This is a genomic window from Mesorhizobium sp. WSM4841 (assembly GCF_055811515.1).
The window spans coordinates 168,268-189,163 of record NZ_JBVVQC010000011.1; the positions used below are offsets into that span (position 1 = coordinate 168,268).

At 62.7% G+C, this 20,896-nt stretch carries 20 protein-coding genes; 5 read left to right on the plus strand and 15 right to left on the minus strand.

The genetic code is table 11. The features are described from left to right. The first annotated feature begins 18 nt into the window (after positions 1–18). Together AC0L14_RS15995 and AC0L14_RS16000 are read left to right on the plus strand one after the other, a co-directional pair. Complete coding sequence (locus AC0L14_RS15995) at positions 19–915, plus strand: arginase family protein (RefSeq protein ID WP_473750085.1); 897 nt, start codon at positions 19–21, stop codon at positions 913–915. Between the two features lie 298 nt (positions 916–1,213). Then, positions 1,214–2,113 carry a proline iminopeptidase-family hydrolase gene (locus tag AC0L14_RS16000; protein ID WP_473486168.1) on the plus strand — a complete coding sequence of 300 codons (900 nt, stop codon included), beginning with the start codon at positions 1,214–1,216 and terminating at the stop codon, positions 2,111–2,113. Between the two features lie 63 nt (positions 2,114–2,176). On the opposite strand, the gene AC0L14_RS16005 is transcribed toward AC0L14_RS16000, so the two are convergent. The 15 genes from AC0L14_RS16005 to AC0L14_RS16075 all read right to left on the minus strand — a co-directional run bounded on the left by AC0L14_RS16005 (position 2,177) and on the right by AC0L14_RS16075 (position 16,832). Next, on the minus strand, positions 2,177–3,037 hold the full coding sequence (locus AC0L14_RS16005) for an alpha/beta hydrolase (protein WP_473750086.1): 861 nt from the start codon (positions 3,035–3,037) through the stop codon (positions 2,177–2,179). 12 nt (positions 3,038–3,049) lie between these two features. Next, positions 3,050–3,238, minus strand: a complete 189-nt coding sequence (locus tag AC0L14_RS16010; RefSeq protein WP_473486170.1) for a hypothetical protein — start codon at positions 3,236–3,238, stop codon at positions 3,050–3,052. A gap of 293 nt (positions 3,239–3,531) precedes the next feature. Further along, complete coding sequence (locus AC0L14_RS16015; RefSeq protein WP_473527512.1) at positions 3,532–5,451, minus strand: CHASE2 domain-containing protein; 1,920 nt, start codon at positions 5,449–5,451, stop codon at positions 3,532–3,534. Between the two features lie 15 nt (positions 5,452–5,466). After that, positions 5,467–6,183 (minus strand): FecR domain-containing protein, encoded by a 717-nt coding sequence (locus AC0L14_RS16020; RefSeq protein WP_473486172.1) that lies wholly within the window; start codon positions 6,181–6,183, stop codon positions 5,467–5,469. Between the two features lie 95 nt (positions 6,184–6,278). After that, positions 6,279–7,535, minus strand: coding sequence for a tetratricopeptide repeat protein (locus AC0L14_RS16025; RefSeq protein WP_473486173.1), 1,257 nt, complete (start codon positions 7,533–7,535; stop codon positions 6,279–6,281). A 323-nt stretch (positions 7,536–7,858) separates the two neighbouring features. Continuing rightward, the gene (locus tag AC0L14_RS16030; protein ID WP_473486174.1) at positions 7,859–8,032 is read right to left on the minus strand and encodes a hypothetical protein; all 174 of its coding nucleotides are present in this window, start codon (positions 8,030–8,032) and stop codon (positions 7,859–7,861) included. 15 nt (positions 8,033–8,047) lie between these two features. Further along, positions 8,048–9,235 carry a magnesium transporter gene (locus tag AC0L14_RS16035; RefSeq protein WP_473750087.1) on the minus strand — a complete coding sequence of 396 codons (1,188 nt, stop codon included), beginning with the start codon at positions 9,233–9,235 and terminating at the stop codon, positions 8,048–8,050. Positions 9,236–9,581: 346 nt separating this feature from the next. Continuing rightward, positions 9,582–10,394, minus strand: coding sequence for an SDR family NAD(P)-dependent oxidoreductase (locus AC0L14_RS16040; protein ID WP_473486176.1), 813 nt, complete (start codon positions 10,392–10,394; stop codon positions 9,582–9,584). Beyond that, positions 10,391–11,386, minus strand: a complete 996-nt coding sequence (locus tag AC0L14_RS16045) for a sugar phosphate isomerase/epimerase family protein (RefSeq protein WP_473527515.1) — start codon at positions 11,384–11,386, stop codon at positions 10,391–10,393. Before AC0L14_RS16045 ends, AC0L14_RS16040 begins: the two co-directional genes overlap by 4 nt. Positions 11,387–11,426: 40 nt before the next feature. Next, complete coding sequence (locus AC0L14_RS16050) at positions 11,427–12,194, minus strand: SDR family NAD(P)-dependent oxidoreductase (protein WP_473527534.1); 768 nt, start codon at positions 12,192–12,194, stop codon at positions 11,427–11,429. Positions 12,195–12,204: 10 nt separating this feature from the next. Then, positions 12,205–13,302, minus strand: a complete 1,098-nt coding sequence (locus AC0L14_RS16055) for an ABC transporter ATP-binding protein (RefSeq protein WP_473527516.1) — start codon at positions 13,300–13,302, stop codon at positions 12,205–12,207. Between the two features lie 10 nt (positions 13,303–13,312). Further along, positions 13,313–14,215 (minus strand): carbohydrate ABC transporter permease, encoded by a 903-nt coding sequence (locus AC0L14_RS16060; RefSeq protein ID WP_473527517.1) that lies wholly within the window; start codon positions 14,213–14,215, stop codon positions 13,313–13,315. Next, positions 14,208–15,143 (minus strand): carbohydrate ABC transporter permease, encoded by a 936-nt coding sequence (locus AC0L14_RS16065; protein ID WP_473527518.1) that lies wholly within the window; start codon positions 15,141–15,143, stop codon positions 14,208–14,210. The genes AC0L14_RS16060 and AC0L14_RS16065 overlap by 8 nt, the downstream gene beginning before the upstream one ends. A gap of 60 nt (positions 15,144–15,203) precedes the next feature. Further along, positions 15,204–16,469: an ABC transporter substrate-binding protein gene (locus tag AC0L14_RS16070; RefSeq protein ID WP_473527519.1), complete on the minus strand. Its 1,266-nt coding sequence runs from the start codon at positions 16,467–16,469 to the stop codon at positions 15,204–15,206. 117 nt (positions 16,470–16,586) lie between these two features. Next, complete coding sequence (locus AC0L14_RS16075) at positions 16,587–16,832, minus strand: hypothetical protein (RefSeq protein WP_473750097.1); 246 nt, start codon at positions 16,830–16,832, stop codon at positions 16,587–16,589. On the opposite strand from AC0L14_RS16075, the gene AC0L14_RS16080 reads away from it, so the two are divergent. The 3 genes from AC0L14_RS16080 (at position 16,729) to AC0L14_RS16090 (ending at position 20,894) form a co-directional block, all read left to right on the plus strand. Next, positions 16,729–17,808 (plus strand): ROK family protein, encoded by a 1,080-nt coding sequence (locus AC0L14_RS16080; protein WP_473750096.1) that lies wholly within the window; start codon positions 16,729–16,731, stop codon positions 17,806–17,808. The genes AC0L14_RS16075 and AC0L14_RS16080 overlap by 104 nt on opposite strands. Positions 17,809–18,087: 279 nt before the next feature. Then, on the plus strand, positions 18,088–19,608 hold the full coding sequence (locus AC0L14_RS16085; RefSeq protein ID WP_473527520.1) for a TIGR02677 family protein: 1,521 nt from the start codon (positions 18,088–18,090) through the stop codon (positions 19,606–19,608). Beyond that, positions 19,605–20,894: a TIGR02678 family protein gene (locus AC0L14_RS16090; RefSeq protein ID WP_473527521.1), complete on the plus strand. Its 1,290-nt coding sequence runs from the start codon at positions 19,605–19,607 to the stop codon at positions 20,892–20,894. The genes AC0L14_RS16085 and AC0L14_RS16090 overlap by 4 nt, the downstream gene beginning before the upstream one ends. Positions 20,895–20,896: the final 2 nt, after the last annotated feature.

Here is a 20,896-nt window from a genome sequence, read left to right on the forward strand (position 1 = left end):
CGATAGCTGGAGCATCTGATGCCGACCCGCCCCTATGCCATCCTTGAAGCGCCGTCCGCACTGGGTCTGGCGACCGACGGCGTGGAGCGCTTGCCTGGTCGGCTGCTGGAACTGGGCCTCGCCGAACGCATCCATGCGCGCCATGCCGGGCGGCTGGCGGTCCCGCCGAAAGACCCGAAGCCCGACCCTGCCACCCTAACGCTGAATGCCAACGCGATCGCGGCGTGGTCGCCCAAGCTCGCCGACGCCGTGGAGGAGGTGCTGGACGCTGGCGAATTCCCGGTGGTGCTGGGCGGCGACTGTACGATCTTGCTGGGTCCGATGCTCGCGCTGCGCCGGCGCGGTCGCTACGGCCTGTGCTTTATCGACGGCCACGCCGACTTCTTCCAGCCCGAGGCCGAGCCCAACAGCGAAGGCGCGTCGATGGACCTGGCCTTCGTCACCGGCTACGGGCCGGCGCTGCTGACCGACCTGGAGGGCCGCCGCCCGTTGGTTCGCTCCGAGGACGCTGTCGCCTTCGCATTTCGCGACCACGAAGACCAGGCCGAGTTCGGCAGCCGGCCTTTGCCAGCGGAGCTCATGGCCTACGATCTCCACGCAGTCCGCCGCCTGGGCGTCAAAGCCGCCGCCCGTGCGGCCGTTGACCACCTGACGCGGGCGGAACTCGACGGCTTTTTCATCCATCTCGACGCCGATTGTCTCGACGATGCGATCATGCCGGCGGTCGATTTCCGCGTACCGGGCGGGCTGTCGTGGGACGAACTGTCGGCGGCGCTCCGGATCATCCTGGCGAGCGGAAAGGCGGTCGGACTCGAGGTCACCATCTACAATCCGCGCCTTGACGAGGACGGCAGCGCCGGCCATGGCCTTGCTGATGTCCTGGCCGCAGCTCTCGGCACAGCCGCGCCCGCTTAAGCGGATGGGAGCTAGCGGCTATCGGGTGGCGTTGAAGCGCCACATGCAACCACTTGTCCGCCGAACGAGAACCCCGCGCCTTGTCCGCCGCCTGGATGATGGCAAGCAACCAGGCGACCGTTTCGAGCCGGAGCATTGAGGCTCTCCACCTGACGGCCACCGCCCCCTGACAGGGCAAACCTATAAATAGTGCTAGCTGTAAATGCGCCGGGCCGCTTAGTACCGTTCGGCCGCAAACAAGGCTTGGGAGGGTCCGTCACTTTGGTTCCTGCCGCGCCATGACGCAGAGCTTGGAACTGTGACGGCACATGCGACCACCGAAGGATTTAGCGACTACCGGGATTACCGCACCTGGTATCGCGTAATCGGAGATCTCAACTCGGGCAAGCTGCCTTTGGTCGTCGCTCACGGCGGGCCGGGTTGCACCCATGACTATGTCGATTCATTCAAGGAGTTGGCCGATACCGGGCGGGCCGTCATCCACTACGATCAGATCGGCAACGGCAAATCGACCCATCTCCCCGACAAGGGCGGCGACTTCTGGACCGTCGATTTCTTCCTGGGCGAACTCGATGCGCTGCTCACTCACATTGGCGTAGCCGACCGTTACGCCCTGCTCGGCCAATCCTGGGGCGGCATACTCTCGGCCGAACATGCCGTGCGACGCCCCGCCGGGCTCAAGGCATTGATCCTGGCCAATTCGCTGGCCTCAATGGCGCTATGGGTGGAAGGCGCGCTGCAATTGCGCGCCGGGCTGCCGGCCGATGTGCAAAGTGCGCTTGACCGGCACGAGGCAGCCGGAACCACCGGTCACCCGGACTATGTTGCGGCAACCAAGGCCTTCTATGACCGCCACGTCTGCCGTGTCCTTCCGACGCCGCCGGAAGTAGCCCGGACATTCGCGGCAATCGAGGAGGATCCGACGGTTTATCATACCATGAACGGACCCAATGAATTCCACGTGATCGGCACCATGCGGAACTGGACCATCGTCGAGCGCCTGCATCTGATCGAGGCGCCAACCCTGGCGTTCCGCGGATTTTACGACGAAGCGACCGAGGCCTGCGTCCAGCCCTTTCTCGATCATATTCCCGACGTCGAAGGCATGGTCTTCCCGAATTCCAGCCACATGCCGCATGTCGAGGAGAAGGACGACTGCCTCGCCGCCGTCGGACGCTTTGTGGCCAAATACGATTGAGGTCCGCGCCCCACAGCAGCCTGTCTTTGCACAAGCTTATCGTGCAGGGCCTGGCCATTGCATTCATCCTGATGCGTTCCGTCGTTCCTTGAGCGCCTGGGCCAGGAAATCCTTGACCGGATCGAGAACCGCGTCCCGTTCGTGGGCTACCCCGGGCAGCAAATCAAAGCGCACCCGCACACCCGCTTCCTCGAAAGATCGACACAACGTCCCGAGGCGTTCCGGCCGCGTCCGTCCGGCATCGTTGGCGCCCGGCATCCAATGGGTGCTGCCCTGGACATGCGTGATTTCCCAGGTCTCCAGGTCGGCATCGCCAACGATCATCTGGACCGGCACTTTTGCCAGCGCTGGGGCATCGAAGGTGATGCCGAACTTCTCCGGCAGGTCGCGAATGCCCACCCACCAATCCCGCGCGGGATCGAGCAAGGTCACAGAGCCCGGCGCGCCGATCGACGCCGCCCATAGCCTATCGGGATGGAGGATGGCGAAGCGGTGGGTGAATTGCCCGCCGCCGGAAAATCCGAACATGGCGAAGCGGGTCCAGTCCTGACGGTATTTCGCCACGACTTCCTCTATTATGGCGAGCAGCACCTGATCGTAGCGGATGTCGCCCTCGATCATGTATTTGTATCCGCTGCGGGCGTCGTCGCCGAGAACGCCCATTGGAAACACCGGGCACAAGATGGCGCAGTCGTTCCAGCGTCCGAACTCGGCGAACGCGTCGCGGAAACCCAGGAACGAGGTGCGGCCAGTGCCGTGGACGGCCACCAGCAGGTCGACTTGGGCGCCTTCCCTAACCGCGGGCGGTACATACAGACAATAATGGAAGCGTGGGTCTGATTTGGAAGCAAAGATGGCGGTCGCGCCAAGATCGTATGTAACGCGACCGCGATCCGCAACGGACCCCCTGGTGATGTTCGTCAACTCTACACCTCCTCAGACAGTTTTGGCATTCATGGCTAGCGTATACTGGTCGGCCCGCGTCGTGAACTGGAAGGTCCTTTCAGGCAGGCAGCCACGATGAGGACCTCGCATCGGAATCAGGGCGACGTCGTTGAAGACGATCTCGCTAAGTTCCGAGAGCATCTTTTCGCGCTTGCCATCGTCCAGCGTCAGCTTAGCCACAGCCAGTTCGCATCGAGATCGGGATTGGAGTAGCATCCCGAACTAGCGATACCCATACCAGCATCCGGGTTCTGCGTCGCGGCCAGCGCTGTCATCGGTTAGGGTTTCGCCCGTGGTGACGCCCGAGGAGTCCAGATTGGTGCTGAAGTCATGGGCCTCCGCTTATCGGCATAAACCGACCAGCAAAAGCGAACTGGGCGGCAGGTAGCCCAGACAGCCCATCGTATTTCCGCCGCCCTTGGCTTTCGCTCGCCGGCTGCCAATGGGTTAGCGAGCTGAACCGGTGCCAAGCATCACACGACCTCGCCAGATTGCGACGAGGGGTGTATCTCCGGAACGGTGAAAACCGGCACCTCGCCCTTGAAGCCTTGGAGTTCAAAGGCGCCCGCCTGGACAACCGGCATCGATGCTCCTTGGGCAAATCCGGGACCAAGCACCAGGGGGATGCTCAGCTTTTTGGTCGTTGACTCGAGCCGTGCCGCGCGGTTCACCGGCGAGCCGATCGCGGTGTAATCGAAGCGCCGTTCGGAGCCGAAATTCCCTACGGAGCAGATGCCAGTCTCGATGGCGACGCCGATTTCGATAGGGGGGTGCCTGCGCGCGGTGAACGCGGCGTTTTCGCGCTTCACCCGTTCGATCAGGGCGAGCCCCGCTTCGAGCGCGCGCTCGCGATGATCTGGCTGATCAAGCGGCGCGTTCCAGAAAGCTAGCACGGCATCGCCCATGAACTTATCGATAGTCCCATCGCGCTTGAGTATCTCATCGGTCGCAAGGCCGAGGAAGTGGTTGACCACCTTTCCGATTTCTTGGGCATCGAGTTGTTCGCTCATCGTCGTGAAGCCGCGTATATCACTCAGCAGGATTGTGATCTCGCGCTTCTCTCCGGACAGGATCGCTTCGGTATCCGAATTTGCGAGGCGCTGCACCACGGAGGGCGACAGAAATTGCGAAAACTGCCGGGCCAGGGTGGACCGGCGCTGCTCGCTGCGCCTGTAGAGGGCATAGCCTTCGAAGCCAGCTACGAGGATCGTCGCAAGCGCCGGCTGCAGTGGATCGTAGAGCACACCCTGCAGGCTGTATTCGAGAGCGCCAAACACGAAGGGCGTGGCTGCCAGGAGCGCCAGAGCGAATGCGCCAAGCACGACCCGCTCGGCGAGCACTCCAGAAAGCCCGATGAAAACGATGCCACTGAGGACAAACCAGAGCCGCTCGAGCATTCGCGCTTGCACAGGCTCTACAAGATAGCGCCCGGCAAGCATCTGGCCGATTGCATCTGCGTGGATGTCGACGCCTGGTCGCGCCGGACGCGTCGGGCTGGGCAAATACTGGGTCAATCCCACGGCCGACAGGTCAATAATCGCGATGGCATTCCGCAGCAGAGGATCGCCGTGGCCCGAAAGGACATTGCTGGCAGATATGCGCGGCGTATTGGTGTCGGTTTCCCAGAGGCGGATGCTACCCTGCGGCTCGAGCGGCACAATGCTGCCGGACATCCTGAGTGCGTCAAACCCGGCGGCATTCATTCGGGCTACGAAGCTGTTCTCTCCGGCGTAGAGGCGTAGGAGTTCCACTGCGAAAGAAGGCCAAAGCTGCACGCCTTGATCCGTATTTCGAAGCCAGAGCAGCGGCACATGGCGCAATACGCCGTCGGGATCGGGCAAAGTGCGAATTACCCCAAGGCCTGCAGCGGCGCTCGAGAAATCCGCAAGCGAGCCCGTCAGACCGGTGAAGCCAGGAAGCGTCTCGGGTACTTGCCCTACGATCGACCAGCCGGCTTTGGGCTCTGCTTCTGAAACCGTTGCCTCATTGCCCAGGCTGACGGCGAGCATGGTTCGATGTTTCGCCAGTGCCCGGGCGAGGCGCTTGTCTCCAGCGATGCCATCAGGAGAGGTGTCAGCCTCGGGCAGCACCAGCGCAAGCCCGATCACGGCGGCACCAGACTCGGTGATACCATCGACCAGATCGGCCAAAAGGCCACGATTCCAAGGCCATCGCCCATATGCCTTAAGGCTCGCGTCGTCTATCGAGACAATTACAACCGGATTGCTAGTCGCCTGGCGCGGGGCAAGGGACTGGTAGAGGTCGTACGTGCGCTCGCGCAGACGCGACAGCGGCCCATCGAAAGCAAAATGGCAAGCGAGCAGCAAGAGTACGACCGCAAGACCAGGTATTTTCCGCCTGGCAGCCCGCCGCCAATCAAGCGAGGGGCTCATGCCGGTCGGCCGGCCTTACCGGCAGTCGGGAAAGCAGTCATCATCCTCATCATCCACCCCGCTGCCTACAGGGGGCGTTGGGCTGTCAGGGAACTCCATGGCCACGCCGGGCAATGCGCCGTCGGTGGACTTGCAGGCTTTGAGCGAATTGCCGAGTGCTGACGCACAAATCGCGCTTACGTTCAGCCCCGGACCCGGTTCGCCTGGCAGGCCGGTGCCGGCTATCCGATCGATGCTGTCCAATATCGGGAAGGCGTCGATACCGCCGTAGCCGGTCAGCAGTTTGTCATTGTCCGACGTGCAGGCGTGGCCCGGGTTTGTGATCACGAGCTTGCGACCATTCATCATGCAGGTCATGCGGCCGGCGCGCAGTATGCCGACGGTCTGACCAGCTATCACAAGCACTTCAATGATGCCGCCTCTGGCTCCGAGCACCATGTGTGGCGTCGCAACTTGCATGTCGCCGCCCTTCGAAACCTGACCGCCGTAGAAACGGGCCAGGCCGCTGTTCATCCTGATGTCGATCTTTCCTGATCGGGAGCCCGGATTGTAGACGAATTCATCGATCGTCAGGCTGGTGTTCGGACCAATCTTGGCGCTCGACTCGTCCCGGAATACGAGCATTCCGAGACCGGTGATATTGCTGCGCAGATGGTCGCCGAGTTCGACGCCAGCGCCGACGTTCATCGCCTCGCCGTCATTGCGGATGATGTTGGTCTGGTAGGCCGTCATGGACCCGACCGTTTCAGCGACAGATGGTGCCGCAAAGGCAAGGCAGGCGATACAAGTGGCTATCTGACGATACAGGGTCCTCATCGCGGCCTCTTTCAGTTGAGCGTCAACGTGTAGCTCACGAGCAATTCGAATGAATTTCGGTCGCCGCTGGCGATCTCGAAGTCGGTTTCACGATAGGCGAGGTCGACACTGACCTTCTGCGACTCCGTGAGCTGAAAATCGCTTTCCGAGGCAATGCGCCAGAAGTCGCTCTCTATGTTCGTGCCGATGCCGAAGGACAAGTCGGGAGTGTCGCCGTGGCCGGCCGAGACGGCGACCTGGTGAGACCATACGAAAAGGTCCGGGACTTCCATTACCACGCCGCCGTAGCGGACCCCTCCCATGTAGCTGCTGCCGATCTCGCCAGCTCCGGAGGCGAAGTCAGTCGAGCCGACCAGGCGCAGTCCGAGCGCCTGGCCATTGCGGAAGCGGTAGCTGCCGCCTGCCTCATAGAAAATCCTGCTATCGGCGAAGATGCCTTTCGAGCCGCTTAGATCGATGTAGCCGGCACCTGCAAAAAGCGTCGTCTCGACGGTGGGGCGCACGAGGACGCGCCCATTTAGACCGACGCCGGTCTCGTTGATATCGCTGTCGAAGCGCTCTGTAACGGCGAACGCGGAAAGTAGCAGCCGTAGCGAATCGATCCCGCTGTTGGGCAGTCCCTTGTCCAAGGTAATGGCGGTGTTACCGAGGATAAACGTCTCCTCGGTACCGGGAACCGACAGGTCTTTGGTGAAAAAGCGCTCTGTCGCTGCCAGCGAGCCCGAGAGGACAAGTGCATCAGCACTTGGCGTGCCGAGATCCCATCGGACAAAGCCGTCCGCCCGCCCATAGGGCGAGACCAAGGTGCGGTCGTCTTCGGCCCCGCCCGGTTCAAAATCGGTGGATTCGCTGAACATACCGCCAGTCAGAGCGATTTCCCAGGTGACGCCAAGTAACGCGCGCTCGATGCGGGCGAGCAGGCGAACGGCTTCCTGTTGCTCATCCGCGGACAGATCCCCGACCTCGAGGCCGTACTGCACCTGCCGCCGGGCCAATTCATAGGAGCCGACGTGATAATACAACCGGCTGGCCGAGAGCCGGGCGCGCGCATCGCGAGGATATTTGATGAGATACTGCTCGATCGACGAGATCGCCTGATCGTACTGCCCTGCGTTGATGGCAACTGTGACGAATTGAGCTAGCGCTCCGTTGTCGGTCGGATTGGCAATGCGGGCCGAAAACGCATCGTCATAGACCGGATAGAGACCTTGTGCGCCGGCCGGCAATATGCCGGTACAAAGCAGCGCCGCGGCGAAGCCGAGGATCATTGAAAACGAGGAATGCATGCCGAGAACCCACCCCAACCCGACTAGTGCAGCGGATCTAGCACGCCTGCACGAAAAAAAGCGACAGAACTGTCAGGAAACCTCCGAGTCTTCAGCAGCTGTTGCAGCTGCGCAACAAACTATCGGGTTCATTCGCATTTCGCCTACGCTGGTTAATCAAACATCTTCTCAGCGTTGCTGGGCTTCCAGCAAGTATTCGCTACAAACGGCAACTAAGCCAAATCATAATCAGCCGTGGATTGCGCAGCCGACAAGATCAATATTGTTTGCGCGATTCTCCACGTATCTGGTCGCCGCACGACGCATCAGGGACACATGTAGCTCATCCGAAGGTCTTCCGCCGCGTTGCGCAAGCGCTCGGAGAGCTGGCGGGCGATGCTTCTCAGGACGGCCTGCGCGATGTGCGGCTTAGCCTTTGTTATCTTGTTGAACGCCGACGAGGTCAGCTCATAGGCAACAACGTCCTCGTCCGCGATCACGTCCGTCGAGCGTGCCTACAGCACGAGCATGGTGGCCAGTCCCAGCATCAGGCCCATGCCTACAATATCAGTCACCGTCGTAAGGAAGATCGCGGAAGCCACGGCCGGATCGGCGCCGACCCGCCGCAGGCCCAACGGGATCAGCACGCCGGAGATTCCGGACATGAGGCACGATCCGGACATTGCGAGCAGGATCACAAGTGCCAGCATGGGCGCCTGGGATGCCGACTCCGGCTGCCGTGAAGCGTAGAACCACATGGCCGCCGCCGCCACCAGACCGACGAGCAAGCCGTTGGCGATCCCGAGCGCTCCCTCCCTCAGCACCAGGTGCAGCTTCGGTCGTTTGTCCACATCCCCTAATGCGAGGCCACGCAACGTCATGGCCAGCGCCTGGCAGCCGGTGTTTCCGCTCTGGCCGGCCAGCACCGGGAGGAACGCCGCCAAGGCGACGATCTTCTCGATCGTGCCTGTGAACGAGCCAACCACGAAGGCGGCTATGAAGGCCGTCAGCAGGTTGAGCTGCAGCCAGGGATGACGTTTCAAGAAGGCTGAAACCAGCGGCGTGAAAGAACGCTCCTCCTTCTGGACACCCACCATCTGGCCAGGCTGGGCAGAAATCTCGATGATTTGCTGTTCGAACAGCCGCCACCCGCGAACCTGCCCGAGCAGCCGGTTCTCCGCGTCCACCACGGGATAGACGGGGTAGTGGCGGCGTACCGCCGCCTTGCAGGCTTCGCCCAAAGACACATTGACGTGAAGGGCGAACGGTTCCGGCAGCATGATCTGATCCACCGTGGCGGCCGGTTCGCTCAGCATCAGATCGCGCAGAACCACCAGGCCAACGAGTTTGTCGGCCGCGTCCGTGATGTAGAGGTAAGTCAACTCGGTCGGTACCTGGGCGCGTCTGACGGCCTCCACCGCAGCGGCTACCGTCGTTCCGACAGGAACGCTGGCGGGGATCGGGTCCATCAGCTCGACGACGGATCCGGGGACAGCGATATCCTTGCTGTCGCTATGAGGCTCGATAGGCCTCATATCCGGAGGCAAATGCTCCGCCACCTTTCGGGCGTGCCTATCCGGCAACAACTTTAATACGTCTCGGATGAACTCGGGAGACTCTCGGGCAAGCAATTCAGCCGCGTCGTCAGGTGCTCGGGCACGCAGGGTGCGCACCGACTTCTCAACGTCGTTCTCTTGCCTCATCTGTCCCCTCAATCTTTAATGTAGCGCCTCTGAACGTGTCGACAGGAGCGGTTCGTTCTGTCACGCGCGCGGTGGCCCAGCGCCTCGATCCGGAAATCTTCGCCTTCTCAGGGCGCAGAGTAGACCGAACCGAGACAAATCTGAGCCATTGCGTGGGTGCATACAAGCGGGCTGTAACGTCAGCGTGTCGCCAAGAGAATTGTCGTGTTGCCGAACTTCACCGTCGATTCCTGCGCTCTGCGAGCACGTCGCAACCCATCAACGAAGTAAGGTCGGCAATGGCCGTCGTGGCCCTGCTCATTGGGGTGCGCTCAGCCGGACAGTTCGCGGTGTGAACGGTCGCGATTCAACCTGGGAAGATGGTGAAACCGCCATCGACGCGAATGACCTGCCCGTTGATGAAGCGCGCGCGCGGACCGGCGAGGAAGGCCACCGCTTCGGCGATCTCTTCAGGCTCGGCATAGCGGTTCAGCGATTTCTTGCTCGAATCCATGCGCTCCGGATCGACGACGCGGCTCGCTTGGAACCGTGCCGTCTTGGTGGCGCCGGGGCTCACCGCATTGATGCGCACGCCATCGTCGATCAGTTCCTTGGCGAGGCAACGCGTATAATGGACAACGGCCGCCTTGAGCGTGGAGTAGACCACCTCCGGCGAGCATCCGATATGCGCTGCCGCCGAGGCAATGTTGATTACCGAGCCTGAGCCGCGCTTGACCATAGGCGGAATGAACGCCTGGCAGACCAGCATCGTGCCGATGAGATTGTTGTCGGTCAGCACCTTGATGTCTTCATAGTCGATGTCGAGCGCGTTGTTGGGACTGGGCTTAACCCCTTTGGCGCCAATGTCCCCGCCGGCGCAGTTGACCAGAACATGCACATCGCCGAGCTCCGCCTCGATCTTCCTCTTCATTTCGGCAACGGCTTGCCTGTCGCCTATGTTACCGGTGACCGCGGTCACCCGTGTCCCATGTTTTTCCAAACCTCTGGCGGATTCGCCGAGGTCTGCGAATTCGCCATACTGTGATGGCCGAGTCCAATCGAGATCATGGATCGCGACGTTTGCTCCAAGTTCGGCCAGGCGGTCGGCCATGACGCGGCCGAGGCCGCGTCCCGAGCCGGTCACGAAGGCAGTCAGGCCGCTGAGTTCTCGGGCAGTCATGCTGATTTCTCCTTTGCAATGAACTTCTTCATGTTGGCGGCGCTGCGCCGGATCATGTCTAGTTCATACGAAACGAGCGCGCCGTCATCGTCGCGTTCCCATGGCGTCCGGTAGTCGGCGTCGTCCGCAAGGCGGTTTACGCGCGCAGCACTCAGGCAGGCCGCGAACTCGCGCGCGGTCTTCGGCGCATATCCATTCCACCAATCGTCGGTGAGACAGCGAACGTGGCGTGCCTCCAGCGCGCCCGGCTCGAGTACGGCCGTCAGCGTGTCGTGGTGCTCGCCGAGGATGGCTGCCAGTTCGGCGAAAGGCACGGCGCCGTCGCCGATCGCGCAGCGGACCAGACGATAGCCCTCATCCGTGAACTGCACGCGATAGTCCTTGAGGTGGACATGGCGGACATAGGGCGCGATCCGCCGCGTGAAGGCAAGCGGTGCCTCGCCGACGGGAAACGTGTTGCCTGTATCATAGGTGATGCCGACACCGGGCCCGCCGAGTTCGCAGAACGCGACCAGTTCGTCGCTGCCGAAGTCCTGATGGTTCTCGATGCCGAGCACCCGGCCCTCAGCCGCCGCACGCGGCCCCCATTCCGTCAGGGCAGCGCGGATCGTCGCGTTGAACTCGTTCCATTTCCCACCCCAGACGTTGCGGTCCCCGCACAGGACGGGGGTCAGTGCGATACGGATCGTTGTCGCCTCGAGCAGGCGCGCAGCCCGAAACGCGTTGTCCAGCGGACCTGCCACGAGAAGTCCGCCACTGACCACCGGCACGAGGTCGAGCGCGGCCAGACGCCTGCGCAGCTCGACGACCTCGGCGTCCGGCAAGTCGGTCAGCCATGGTTCGTAGATCTCGAGCGTGCGTGCGCCGAGTTCCTGCGCAAGCGCTATGAAGCCTTCCAGCCCCGCCCCATCCGGATTGTGCCGCGGCGTGCCGCGCCCCTGCAAGCCGAGATGGTAGGTCAGTCCGTAAGGGTTGAGACCGAGGCGAAGCATCAGTTTGGCAGTCCCGTTGAAAGATGTGGAAGCGATCGCATCAGCGCAGGCCGGCATCGACGGTGATGGACTGCTTCGTGATCATGCGGCTGTCATCGGCGGCAAGGAAGAGCACGGTCCGTGCAATCTCCTCGCCCAGGAGGACGCGGCGGATAAATTGCCGCTGCACCGTCTGGTCGATTGCGTCCTGCGTCTTGAACCACAGCTCGCGCTGCCGCTCGGTGATGACGGCACCGGGTTCGACTGCATTGACGCGGATGTTGTCGGATCCGAACGACCGCGCCAATGCGCGCGTCAGCGCCACCACAGCCCCCTTGGCAGTGGCATAAGCTACCATCTGGTCCGCGCCGAAACGCCAGGCGATGGAAGAGAAGTTTATGATCGAGCCGAAGCCGAGTTCCTTCATATGCGGATGTACCGCCTGCGCAGCGAAGAAGTGATGCCGGAGATTGACGTCGAAGCTGCGGTCCCAATATTCGGCCGTCACCGCGTCAACGGGATGGCGCTGATCATCGGCAGCGTTGTTCACCAGGACGGCGACCGGACCAAGCCGCGCGCACACGCCTTCAACCGACGCCTGCAGCGCAGCGACGTCGGTCACATCGCAATGGAGGTACAGGGGAGCTCGCCCGCCGGCACCGCTGAGCTCACGGACCAGCGCCTCTGCGGGCCCATCCTGCACATCGAGAAAGGCCACACGGGCGCCATTCGAGGCAAAGGCGCGGACCATATCGGCCCCGATCCCGGAGGCGCCGCCGGAGATCAGCACGACGCGATCGGTCAAGCTCGGGTAAGTCGCAAATTGCATGGACATCAGATCACAGAAGCGCCTTGGTTGTTGGATCGAACAGACAGGCGCGCGACATGTCGATGCCAAGCGTTATCGTCTCGCCCATGACGGGAGCGTCATCCGGCTCGAATCGGCCGGTGATCTCCAGGTCCCCTAGCCTGAGGACGGCAAGCGTCTCGGCCCCGGTCGGCTCGACCAGTTCGACCGGCGCCTTCATGGACTCGACAGCAGGTTTGCGCGACTTCAGGTCCGCCGTGAAACGGTAGATATGTTCCGGCCGAACACCGAGCACCACGTCCTGTGGCGCACCGGCGGGCAAAGGCGCGGCAAGGGCAAGAGTAGCGTCGCTGCCGTCAGCGGCGCGTACCGAGATGCTGGTTGAGCCCGTAAGCCGGGCGGGGATGAAATTCATCGCCGGCGATCCCATGAAACCGGCCACGAACATGTTGGTCGGCCGGTCATAGATCCGCTTCGGCGTATCGAACTGCTGCACCGAGCCCTGGTTCATCACCGCAATGCGGGACGCGAGCGTCATCGCTTCGACCTGATCATGGGTAACGTACACCGTCGTCTTGCCGACGCGGTGGTGCAACTTCTTGATTTCGGTGCGCATGTCCACGCGCAGCTTGGCGTCGAGATTGGACAGCGGCTCATCGAACAGAAACAGCTTCGGGTCGCGTACAAGGGCGCGCCCCATCGCAACGCGCTGCCGCTGCCCACCCGACAGCTGCCCAGGCTTGCGTTTGAGCAACTGCTCGATCTGCAGGAGTGCGGCAACCCGCTTTACGGCTTCCGCTTGCTCCGCTTTGGGCACGCCTCGGCTTTCCATGCCGAAGGTGATGTTCTGGCGCACCGTCATCGTGGGATAGAGGGCGTATGACTGAAACACCATCGCTATGTCGCGGTCCTTGGGCTGCACGGAATTCACCAGCCGGTCGCCAATCCAGATCTCACCCGACGTGACGGTTTCCAGGCCGGCGATCATGGCGAGCAAGGTTGACTTGCCGCAGCCGGAGGGACCGACAAGGGCGATGAATTCCCCGGTCCGCGCCTCGAGATTGATGCCGGCCAGAATCTCGAGCCCGCCATAGCTCTTGTGAAGGTCGCGGATCATCAGCGCGGACATGGGCGATGCCTCATTTGATGGCGCCCTGTGTCAGGCCGCGCACGAAGTACTTTCCACCGAACAGGTAGATCAGCAACGGCGGCAGCGCGCCGATCAGCACGGCTGCGCTCATCACATCGTAAGCGCGGGCGGTCGTGCCGCCGGCAGTGAGGGCGACCAATGCCGCCGTAATCGGCTGCTGCTGGCCGGATGTGAAGACGACGCCGAACAGATACTCGTTCCAGATACCTGTGAATTGCCAGATGACGGTGACAATCAAAATCGGCGGCGACAGGGGCAGGATGATCTTGCGAAAAATCCGCCAGAAGCCGGCGCCGTCGATGCGTGCCGCCTTGATAAGGTCGTCCGGTATGCTGACGTAGAAGTTGCGGCAGAACAGGGTCGTGAACGAGATGCCCTGGACGACGTGTATCAGTACCAGCCCATACGTCGAATTGGTCAACCCGAGTTTGCCGAGCAGGAACGCCCACGGCATCAGCGAGATCTGGCCGGGCATGAAGACGCCGAGCAGCATCAGATTGAACAGAATTTCCGAGCCTTTGAAGCGCCATTTCGACAGCACGTAGCCGTTCATCGCCCCGAGGAGCGTGGAGATAACCGTCGCGGGGATCGTCATCCAGAGCGAGTTGAAGAAATTGCGCTTCATGCCTTCGCAGGTGCCGCTGACGCAATAAGTGCCCCAAGCCTCCGCCCACGCGTCGAGGCGGAAGCTGCGCGGCAGGGAGATGAGGCCGTTGCGGGCAATCTCGGACTGCTCCCGCAACGAGTTGAAGACCACGACCAGCAGCGGTGCAAGGTAGATGACAGCAAATAGCGTCAGCACCGCATAGATAAGAAAGCGACTCCAGAAATATCGCCGCGTAGCGGCGGCCGCTTCGGGATCATGCCGGGCGTTGGCGGCAACTTCAGCCATTGCGGCCCTCCGCCCGCCTGCGCCAAACGATCCACAAGGAATAGGGCACAAGTACAACCGCGAGGGCGGCGAGCATCATCATCGCCGCGGCGGCACCCTCGCCGATCTGCCCGCGCTGGAACATCAGGTCGTAGACATAGATCGCCGGGAAGGTAGTCGACACACCTGGCCCACCCCGCGTCAACGCCGCCACCAGGTCGAAGGTCTTGATGGCAAACTGGATCTGAATGACCGCCACCGCCAGAAAAATCGGGGCGATCGTCGGCAGGATGACCTTCCGATAGGTTCGGGAAACCGACGCACCGTCGATCTGCGCTGCTTTGATGAGATCCGGATCGACCGACCGCAGGCCAGCCAGGAAAAGCGCCATTGCGAAGCCGGACGACTGCCAGATACCGGTTATGATCACCGCATAGATTGCGGTGTTGCGGTTGGCCGTCAGGGCGAAGCTGAAGTCGGTCCAGCCGAGCCCCCGCACGAAGGCCTGGATGCCGTCGACGGGATTATAGAGCCAGCTCCACACCGTACCGGTGACGATGAAGGAGACTGCCAGCGGATAGAGGAAGATGGTGCGCCAAACCGCCTCGCCGCGAACGCGCTGGTCGATCAGGATCGCGAGAAGCAGTCCAATGGCCATCGAGCCGACAATATAGAAGCCGCTGAACAGGAAGAGGTTCGTATAGGCGATGTTCCAGCGCCGGTTCGCCCAGAGCGAAGCATAATTGTCCAGACCGACGAACCCATAGGTCGGCATCAGCGACGAATTGGAGAGCGAGAGATACAGCGTCCAAATCGTGAAGACGAAGACGTAGATGAAACTCGCCGCAAGCGACGGCGCCAGCACCAGAATGGGCACCATCGTGCCGAGGCGCTGCCGCCACGGGGTTGCGGGAGCCGCAACCGGTACAGTCAGGTCATGCGTGGACATCGGCTGCTCCGGCGAAGTCAGGCCGGGCGCGCCGCGCCGAGCCAATCATCGGCAGCTTCTTCACATCTGCGCTTCGGCCGCATCGGCCATCGCGCTGGCTGCGTCCTGCGCGGTCATGTCCGGCGTCGCCACGAATTCGGTGACGGTATCCATGATCGCGCCGCGCACCTTCTGCGGGATGGTCATGTTATGCGCCATCGAACGGACAAGCGTGCCGCCATCGATCGACGCCTGCAGGTCCTTCTGGGAAAGCTGCTGGCAGGGATTGAAGCCGTTCGATAGATCGACGTCGAGACGGGCCGGGATCGAGCCCTTGGTCTGATTGAAAATCGTCTGGAACTCAGGCGACAGGATGGTGCTGGCGAGCAGTTTCTGCCCCTCAACGTAGTCCGGATCCTTCTGCTGGAAGAACACGACCGAGTCGGAATTCAGGATGAAGCCCGGCTTGCCCCAGTCAGTTGGCGCCTGGGCGCAGACATAGTCGGTGCCCTCCTTGAAGCCGCCAGCCGTGAGCAGGCCAAGCGTCCAGTCGCCCATGATGTGGAAGGCGGCCTCGCCGCGGCCGACCAGATGCGACATGGTATCCCAGTCGCGCCCGTTCATGCCGGGGTCCATATATTTCGTCGTCATGGTGCGGAACTGTTCGAAGGCCTTGACCATGCCGTCGCTGCGCATCGCCTCGACGTCACCCTCGACGAAGGCCTTCTTGAAGAGATCGAGATCCATTCCGTAGACCACGACCTCGAAGACTGTCGAATCGGTCCAATCGGCGGTCGAGTGCGAGATGCAGATTTTGCCTGACGCCACGACCTTGTCGCAGGCGGCGTTGAAGTCCGCCCACGTCTTCGGCACCTCGGCGACGCCTGCTTCCTGCATGACCTTCGGCGATGCCCACAGCCAGTTGATGCGATGGATATTCATCGGCGCCGCCACCCAGCTGCCGGTCGGCTTCATCACCGGCAGCAATTCGGGAGCGACGACCTTCTCCCAATTTTCCGTTGTCGCCAAGTCGTCGAGATTGGCTGTCATGCCGGTCTCGTTCCATTCGGCGATCTCGGGCCCCTTGAGCTGCACCGCGGGGGGTGCGTTGCCGGCGATCACGTCGGCGCGCAGTTTCGCCAGCGTGTTGGCCGTGTGGCCCGCGATGGAGGTCTGCTGCCAGGTGCCACCCTTGGCGGTGAACATCTCGCCGAGCTTTGCAATAGCCTGAGCGTCCGATCCGGTCGCCCATTGATGCAACAGGTTGGTCTTGGGCTCTGCGAGCGCGGCTCCCGCAACAAAGGTGTACGCCGCAGCGGCCGCAACGGCCGTCCTCAGGTATTCCATCGTTTCACTCCCATATGTGATGTGCGGTTCGCATCGACCGCTTATGGACGCAATTTGAGCTCGTCGCAGACGGAGATGCAGTATCTCCGTTCTTTCCAAGATGACATATTTGAGCTATCAGTCAACGTCCTTTGTGCTCATCATGAACAAACCTTCGCTTAGAAACTGGCTGATCGACAATCCCTCCGCATCACCGGAGAGCCTGATCGTGCGATGCCTGCGTGAGCGCGGCGTGCTTTCTGCGTCGCAAATCACCCGCATCACCGGCTTGGCGAGATCGACGGTTTCAACCGCGCTCAATGGCTTGAGAAAGTCCGGAATGGTGATCGAATCCTCGGTCCACCATGACGGGGCCAGGGGCATTGGCAGGCCTGCCGCGACCTTGACGCTCAATCCCGCTGCGGGCACCTGCGTCGGGATCCACCTAGGCCTCGATGAGATGCGGTGCGTCGTCGCCGACGTCTCGCATTCTGTCATTACCGAACAAACTATCCCCATGGGCCTGGACTACCAGCCGCAACAGGCGGCCCAGCTCGCCAAATCAGCAATTGCCCAATGCTACGAAGAGAACGGTCTGCCGATGGCGGGGCTCCTGGGGGTTGGGGTTTCCGTCTCGGGCCCTGTCAGCCGCGAAGGAGTGGTGCAGCGTGCGAGTATTGTTCCGACCTGGGCTGGGGTCAACATCCGCGATGTGTTCGGGCCGGTTCTCGAACAGCCGATTTTCGCCGACAATGAGAGCAACTGCTCGGCCATTGCGGAGCTGATGTGGGGCGCGGCCGTCGGCCAGGACGATTTCGTGCTGTTCAAGGTCGATCTGGGCGTTGGCGGGGCCATTGTCCAGCATGGCCGGCTGGTGACTGGCATCGCCGGCGGCGCTGGCGAATTCGGGCACATCAGCATCGATCCCGGCGGCGATCTTTGCCGGTGCGGCAATCGCGGATGCCTGGAGCTCTATGCGAGTTTTGCCCGGCCGCTCGAGCAGATTTCGCGCATCGTGCGGCGGCCGGTCACGATGGACGAGGTGGTCATGATGGCTGAACAGGGCGACGTCGGGGCGCTGCGGATGATCGAGGACACCGCCGAGTTCGCCGGCCGTGGTCTTGGCTTGATCGGCTCGGTGATCAATCCGCCACTCATCATCATCGGCGGCCGCATGGCCTTGGCGGGCGACATTCTCCTGGCACCGCTGATCGCGTCATATGAACGCCACACGCTCATCAAGTCCCGCGATATCGCTCCCGCCCTGCGCACGCGGATAATTGTTGGCAAGCACACAGAGAACGACGCATTGCTCGGCGCAGTCGGCCTGGTGCTGCGCCACAATAGCCGGCTGCAATGAGCTGGCTTTGCGCCGAGCGGCGCCCCGGGGACACCGTGGTGCTGCCAGAAGGAAATCAAGGAGGCCAAATAGACAAACATTTCCTCCCCCAAATGGCGCTTTACATCAACCGCGCCTACGTTTCAGATCGACCAAACTACCTCGGACAGGAGTATGAAACCGGCGCGAACCTGACCACATGCAGGGACGACGGAGGCCTAAAGCCCGCCACGGCGTCTTGACGGCACGCAAGAACAAAGCGAAAACGTTCGGAGTGAGTCCGGGAGGCGGCGATTGCCCATGCACATTGCGAATGACCCGGCGGACCTATTCCGTCACGTGAGTGCCGAGAAGGCCGTATTCTACCGCTGCATCATGGACGTCTTCGCGGCGGCCAAACGGCAATACCGGTTGCAGTTGCGGCCCGACGAAGTGCTTGCCGAAGCCCGATGGCCGAACAGCCCGCCGCGCATTGAGGACGTGAATACGGCGCTTTCCCAACTCACGGAATGGGGCAATCTCGAATCGCATCCCGACACCGCGCGGGTTTCAAGCCTTAGCGACTTCTACCGTGCACGCTTTCTCTACCGGCTCTCGCAGGGCGGCGAGGCCGTGGAATCGGCGTTGGCGATGTTTGTGCAGACCTTGCAGCGCCGCGCTGAGCTGCAAACGGTGGCGCTCGAGGACATAGCGAGCCGACTGCAGGCACTGCAGGCGCTGGCTGAAGCAACCCAACCCGACGTGGCCAAGGTCCACGAAACACTGCGGGATCTCGTGCGTGTCTTCGAAGGTCTAGCCGAGAACGCGCAGGCGTTCATGGCCGGCGTCGCCCGCAGCATCGAGCTGCAGCAAGCCGAGGCAGGGGCGGTCGCAAACTACAAGAAGCGGCTGATCGACTATCTCGAACGCTTCATGGGCGATCTGGTGCGCCGTTCCGACACCATCGCACGCCTCATCCTGGCTTTGGAGCCGGGCGTCGAGGCCCTGCTTGGACAGGTGGCCGAGCGCGAATCGCGGGACGCGGCTCCCGAGGGTGCCCAGGATCAGGCCGAGGCGCGGAAAGGCTACCTGCAAGCATGGCGAGAACGCTGGAAGGGTTTGCGCGGCTGGTTCCTCAGCACCGGCCACGAGCCACCGCAAGCCGAACTGTTGCGGGCGCGGGCACGGTCGGCCATCCCGCAGCTCCTGGCCGCTATCGCCGCGCTGAATGAGCGGCGCAGCGGCCGCAGCGATCGCTCTGCCGACTTCCGCCAGCTCGCCGGCTGGTTTGCCGCTTGCGCAGACAACGGCGAAGCGCACCGGCTTGCGCGGGCTGCCTTTGCTCTCAATCCGGCGCGGCATTTCTCGCTCAACGCCAGCGGGGACGCCGAGCTGCCGGCCAGCACCTCCTGGGCCGACGCCCCGACGCTCAAGATTCACCCGCGTTTGCGCGAATATGGCGAAGCGGCCCCGCGCGGACCGCTGCCGCGCGTGCGAGACCGCGCCGAAGAGCGCGCGTTCCTGGCGCTTCAGCTCGCTGAGGAATCACAGCAGGTCGAAGCAGCGCGCAAGCGTCTCGCCACTAGCCGCCCGGCGCGGCTTTCGGACCTGGGCGAACTCGACATGCATGCCTTCGGTCTGTTCCTGGGCCTGCTCGGGGAGACACTGGCCGAGCAAGCCGGGCCGGAGACGCCGGTGGAACGCCAGACGAGCGACGGCTTGCTGCACATCCACCTGAAGCCGCTTGCCCCCGACAGCCGCGCCACGATCGACACGCCGTATGGGGTCTTTGCCGGGCGCGACCATCTGATCACCATCACCCCCTTGCAGGACGGTCGATGAAGGCGGCGAAAGACTACAACGACAGTCGCGGCATCGGCCTGATCCAGCAGCGCTTCCAGCGCGAGGAGTTTCGCGCCTGCGTGCGCGCCCTGCTGATGACGCCGTTGATCGGCCCGGCGCATGAGGATTTCGCCGCCATACGCCGCCAGGCCGAAGCATTGCGCGAATGGTTTTCTCGCGAGACCGGCTGGACACTGCAGGTCGAACGCGAGGGCGCGCGCCTCTACAAGCGGCCCGGAAACCTGACCGATGCCATGCGCGGCATTCCCGGCTACGATCGCCGGCGCTACGTGCTGCTTTGCCTCGCCTGCGCGGTGCTCGAACGCGCCGACCCGCAGATCACATTGCGCCTGCTCGGCGAGAGGCTGCTGGAGCTCGCCGCCGAGCCGACGCTCGACTTCACCTTCGCCCTCGAGGCGCAACACGAGCGGCGCGAACTCGTTTCGGTGTGCCGCACATTGCTGAGCCTCGGGGTGCTGCACCGCGTGGCCGGCGACGAAGAAACGTTTGTGCAGGCCGGAGGCGATCAGGCGGATGCGCTCTACGACGTGCAGCGCCGCATGCTTTCCGGCATGCTGGCGGCCGTGCGTGGCCCCTCCACCTGGACTCCGGAAGAGGCGCCGGCAACGCTCGAAGAGCGGCTGTGCGCGCTGGTCGGAGAACATGTTGCGGACAGCGAGGAAGGTCGGCGCACGGCGCTGCGCCACCAGCTGGCACGCCGGCTTCTCGATGATCCAGTGGTTTATGTCGAGACGTTGGACCCGGAAGCCCGTGCGTACTTCTTCAACCAGCGCGGAGCGTTGGCCGCTCGCCTGTGCGATGCCGCCGGCCTGGTGGCGGAACAGCGCGCGGAAGGGCTGGCGCTGGCCGACGAAGCCGGTCTGCTGACCGACGTGGCAATGCCGGCCGAAGGCACCGACGCCCATGTAACACTGCTTGTCGCCGAGTATCTGGCCGCCGGGCAAAGGCAGCGGCGAGCGGTTGGCGGCGACACGGCGCAGGCCTTCGCCCGGGATATCCACGAGCATGATGTTGCCGGCTTCCTGCACCAGGCCAAGGCGCAGTACGGCCGTTACTGGCGTAAATCGGCACGCGAACCAGGCGCCGAACGCGAACTCGCCGCGATCGCGATCGAACGATTGGAAAAACTGCAGCTGGCGGTGCGGGAAGCCGGTGCAGTACACCCGCTGCCGGCTCTCGCGCGCTTCGCGTTGGGCGAAGCCGAAATCCGCGAAACGCGCAACGCGCCGGCAGCGGACGTCGGCTTTCGGTTCGAACCGACATGAAC

Coding starts and splice junctions, on each gene's coding strand:
- AC0L14_RS15995 (WP_473750085.1), top strand. CDS start 19: ATGCCGACCCGCCCCTATGCCATCCTTGAAGCGCCGTCCGCACTGGGT.
- AC0L14_RS16015 (WP_473527512.1), bottom strand. CDS start 5,451: ATGAGCCCCTCGCTTGATTGGCGGCGGGCTGCCAGGCGGAAAATACCT.
- AC0L14_RS16020 (WP_473486172.1), bottom strand. CDS start 6,183: ATGACGGCCTACCAGACCAACATCATCCGCAATGACGGCGAGGCGATG.
- AC0L14_RS16025 (WP_473486173.1), bottom strand. CDS start 7,535: ATGATCCTCGGCTTCGCCGCGGCGCTGCTTTGTACCGGCATATTGCCG.
- AC0L14_RS16035 (WP_473750087.1), bottom strand. CDS start 9,235: ATGAGGCAAGAGAACGACGTTGAGAAGTCGGTGCGCACCCTGCGTGCC.
- AC0L14_RS16040 (WP_473486176.1), bottom strand. CDS start 10,394: ATGACTGCCCGAGAACTCAGCGGCCTGACTGCCTTCGTGACCGGCTCG.
- AC0L14_RS16045 (WP_473527515.1), bottom strand. CDS start 11,386: ATGCTTCGCCTCGGTCTCAACCCTTACGGACTGACCTACCATCTCGGC.
- AC0L14_RS16050 (WP_473527534.1), bottom strand. CDS start 12,194: ATGCAATTTGCGACTTACCCGAGCTTGACCGATCGCGTCGTGCTGATC.
- AC0L14_RS16055 (WP_473527516.1), bottom strand. CDS start 13,302: ATGTCCGCGCTGATGATCCGCGACCTTCACAAGAGCTATGGCGGGCTC.
- AC0L14_RS16060 (WP_473527517.1), bottom strand. CDS start 14,215: ATGGCTGAAGTTGCCGCCAACGCCCGGCATGATCCCGAAGCGGCCGCC.
- AC0L14_RS16065 (WP_473527518.1), bottom strand. CDS start 15,143: ATGTCCACGCATGACCTGACTGTACCGGTTGCGGCTCCCGCAACCCCG.
- AC0L14_RS16070 (WP_473527519.1), bottom strand. CDS start 16,469: ATGGAATACCTGAGGACGGCCGTTGCGGCCGCTGCGGCGTACACCTTT.
- AC0L14_RS16075 (WP_473750097.1), bottom strand. CDS start 16,832: ATGCCCCTGGCCCCGTCATGGTGGACCGAGGATTCGATCACCATTCCG.
- AC0L14_RS16085 (WP_473527520.1), top strand. CDS start 18,088: ATGCACATTGCGAATGACCCGGCGGACCTATTCCGTCACGTGAGTGCC.
- AC0L14_RS16090 (WP_473527521.1), top strand. CDS start 19,605: ATGAAGGCGGCGAAAGACTACAACGACAGTCGCGGCATCGGCCTGATC.